We start from the raw sequence: 3,490 nt of genomic DNA, 5'->3' as shown, positions 1-3,490 counted from the left end.
GTTCATTATGTTATTTCATTCTTATGGGATTATACGTTATTTGGTGGAGCAGTAATTTTAGAGAAAAAGATGCGAAGTCGCTTGATGGAGCATTTTTTGAAAATGACGCCAACATTTTTCAGTAAATATAAAACAGGGGATTTAATGGCGAGAAGTACAAATGATTTAAAGGCGATCGCTTTGACTGCTGGGTTTGGTATTTTAACTTTAGTGGACTCGACGACATTTATGTTTATGATCATCGCGATGATGGGGTTTTCGATCAGCTGGAAATTGACCTTTGCAGCGCTCATCCCGTTGCCCGTAATGGCTATCATTATGAGTAAGTATGGCTCAGCTATTCATTCTCGTTTTATGAAGGCGCAAAATGCGTTTGGGGATATGAATAATGAAGTGCTTGAATCCATCCGTGGAGTTCGTGTACTCCGTGCCTTTGTACAAGAGCGTCAGGATAAAGAACGGTTTTATAAAATGACGGATGACGTTTATGAAAAAAATATGGCAGTTGCGCGAATTGATGCTTTATTTGAGCCGACAATGAAAATATTAGTAGGTACATCGTATACGATTGGACTTGGGTATGGAGCAATGCTCGTTTTTCAAAATCAAATTACACTAGGTGATCTCGTTTCTTTTAATGTGTATTTAGGTATGTTGATTTGGCCAATGTTTGCAGTTGGTGAGTTAATCAATGTGTTACAAAGAGGGAATGCCTCTGTGGATCGGGTGAATGAAATTCTTCGGTATAAAGCAGACGTAAAAAGCCCACTAAATCCGATTAAAGTAAGTAACTTATCTGAAATCCATTTTAAAAACGTGAAGTTTTCTTATCCATTTACAAAAAGCAACCAATTGGAAATAAACGATCTCTCCGTGAAAAAAGGCGAAACGATTGGTGTCGTAGGTAAAACAGGTGCTGGTAAAACGACATTATTTAAACTCATGCTCAGAGAGTATCCGAATATGAAAGGAGAGATTGCCTTTTCAGGTGGTCCAATCGAGCAATTACATTTAAAACAATTACGGAATTGGATCGGCTATGTACCGCAAGATCAAATAATGTTTTCTAAATCGATTCGTGAGAACATCCAATTTGGAAAAGAGGATGCAACAGATGAAGAAATTTTTCGGGTGATGGAATTAGCTCATTTTTTAGATGACATAAAACAACTTCCAAAAGGACTGGATACGCAAGTAGGAGAAAGTGGTGTAACGCTTTCTGGAGGACAGAAACAACGTGTTGCGTTAGCACGAGCGTTTATTAAAGATCCGGAAATTTTAATTTTAGATGATTCCTTATCTGCAGTCGATGGAAAAACGGAAGCGAATATCATCGCACATTTAAAACGGGAACGGAAGGAGAAAACGACGTTTATTGCTGCACATCGATTATCAGCTGTCGCTCACGCAGATCATATTATTGTACTAGAAGATGGAAAAATTATTGAAGAAGGAACCCACGAAGAATTAATGAAAGCTGGTGGCTGGTACAAAACGCAATATGAAAAGCAACAATTAGAGAATTAGGTGGTGCGCTTATGTTTAAAGGATCAACGGAAAAGCGTCTTCTAAAATATGCTGCCCTCTATAAAAAAGGGATTATTTTAGGAATTATATGTTTAATGATTGCAACTGCATTAGAGTTAGCTGGGCCTTATATTGCCAAAGTAATTATCGATGATCATATTTTAAGTATTGAAGGAACATGGCATGAGGTTGAAGAAACGAATAATCATACTGTCTCTTATCAGAACCGAAATTTTATTCGAGAAGACCGGCTTAATAGCGAGCAGACGCTTGGAACAGTGACGATTGTAGCTGTTGAGAAAGAATATTTTTTAGTGGAAGAAGATGTCCCGCTTGAAGGAAGCAGAAAAGTAGAAAATAGTACGCTTACGATCGGAACAGATCAATCCGTTCAAGTGGACGCAAAACAATTATCGCTTCAAGAACTATATTCCTTTTTTAAGCCTGAACGAAAACCTATTTTGCTTCTGTTAGGCCTGTATGTTGGTTTACTGTTAATTGCAGGTGTCTTTCAGTATTTCCAAACGTATTTACTACAACAAGTCTCCAACAGAGTTGTTAAAAAAATGCGTAATGATATTTTTTTACATACCCAAAAAATTCCGATCGATTATTTTGTTGATCAACCTGCTGGTAAAATTGTTGCGCGAATTACCAATGATACAGAAGCAATCCGAGAATTGTATGAGCGTGTTTTATCGATTGTCATAACACGGATCATTTATATGGCTGGAATTTTAGTCGCTATTTATATTTTAAATCCGAGTATTGCTCTCATTTGTTTATTAATTATTCCGATCATCTATGGTCTTGCAAGAGTGTATAAACATTTCGGCTTAAAATACAATTTAGTCATTCGCAAAAGAAATAGTGAAATAAATGGAAATATTAATGAAGCAATTCAAGGAATGTCGATTATTCAAGCATTTCAAGTTCAAAGGAAAACAATGGAATCATTTGAACAATTGAATGAAGAAATTTTTTCAAATCAAAAAAAGTTAGTCACATTAAGTGCTTTAACATCATTTAATTTTGTTGATACCATTCGAAACATCGCTTTCGTTGGTTTTATTTGGTACTTTGGATCTTTTTCCTTAGAACCTAACAGTATTATTTCAATTGGGGTGTTATATGCTTTAGTCGATTATTTGACGCGTTTTTTCGAGCCAGTAACAGCAATTGTCAACCAGTTTCCACTTATTGAGCAGGCGCGGGCTTCAGGAGACCGGATGTTTAAATTGATGGATCATGAAGGGGAAGAAGTAGTGGAGGCGGAAATACCCCGTTATAATGGGGATGTTGCTTTTTGTGATGTATCGTTTGCTTATTTGGAAGATGAGTTTGTCTTAAAAAATATCTCTTTTGAAGTGAATGCGGGCGAAACTGCAGCATTTGTCGGGCATACAGGTTCCGGGAAAAGTTCGATTATGAATTTGTTATTTCGTTTTTATGATCCACAAAAAGGATTAATCACAATTGATGGTACGTCTACAAAAGAATGGTCGAGACAGCAAGTAAGATCATTTATGGGTATTGTTTTACAAGATCCATTTTTATTTTCTGGTTCGATTATTTCCAATGTAACGATGAATGATCCTAAAATTAAGCGAGAAACAGCGATTAATGCATTAAAAGCAGTTGGTGCCAATCAATTTATAGAAAAATTACCGAACGGTTATGATGAGGCGGTAACTGAAGGTGGAAGTACTTTTTCACTTGGGGAAAGACAGCTCATATCTTTTGCACGTGCCTTAGCGTTTGACCCGGCCATCTTAATTTTGGATGAAGCAACGGCAAATATTGATACAGAAACGGAACATATTATCCAACGAGCATTGGAGGTGTTGAAAAAAGGTAGAACTACGTTAATTATTGCCCACCGTTTATCAACGATTCAAAATGCGGATAAGATTTTTGTTCTGGAAAGTGGTAAAATAAAGGAAACTGGTACACATGAAACGTT

2 protein-coding genes are annotated in these 3,490 nt (G+C 36.6%); both read left to right on the top strand.

Annotated elements, in window-relative coordinates:
* Positions 1-1,527 (top strand): ABC transporter ATP-binding protein (locus ACPYKA_RS19845; protein ID WP_479543923.1); only part of this gene is annotated, 1,527 nt, incomplete at its 5' end.
* A gap of 11 nt (positions 1,528-1,538) precedes the next feature.
* A partial coding sequence (locus ACPYKA_RS19840; RefSeq protein ID WP_479543922.1) for an ABC transporter ATP-binding protein occupies positions 1,539-3,490 on the top strand: 1,952 nt, incomplete at its 3' end.

The organism is Pseudogracilibacillus amylolyticus (SeqCode) (assembly GCF_051918545.1).
Classification (GTDB): domain Bacteria; phylum Bacillota; class Bacilli; order Bacillales; family Amphibacillaceae; genus Pseudogracilibacillus.
This window is presented reverse-complemented; position numbering and strand designations above follow the sequence as displayed.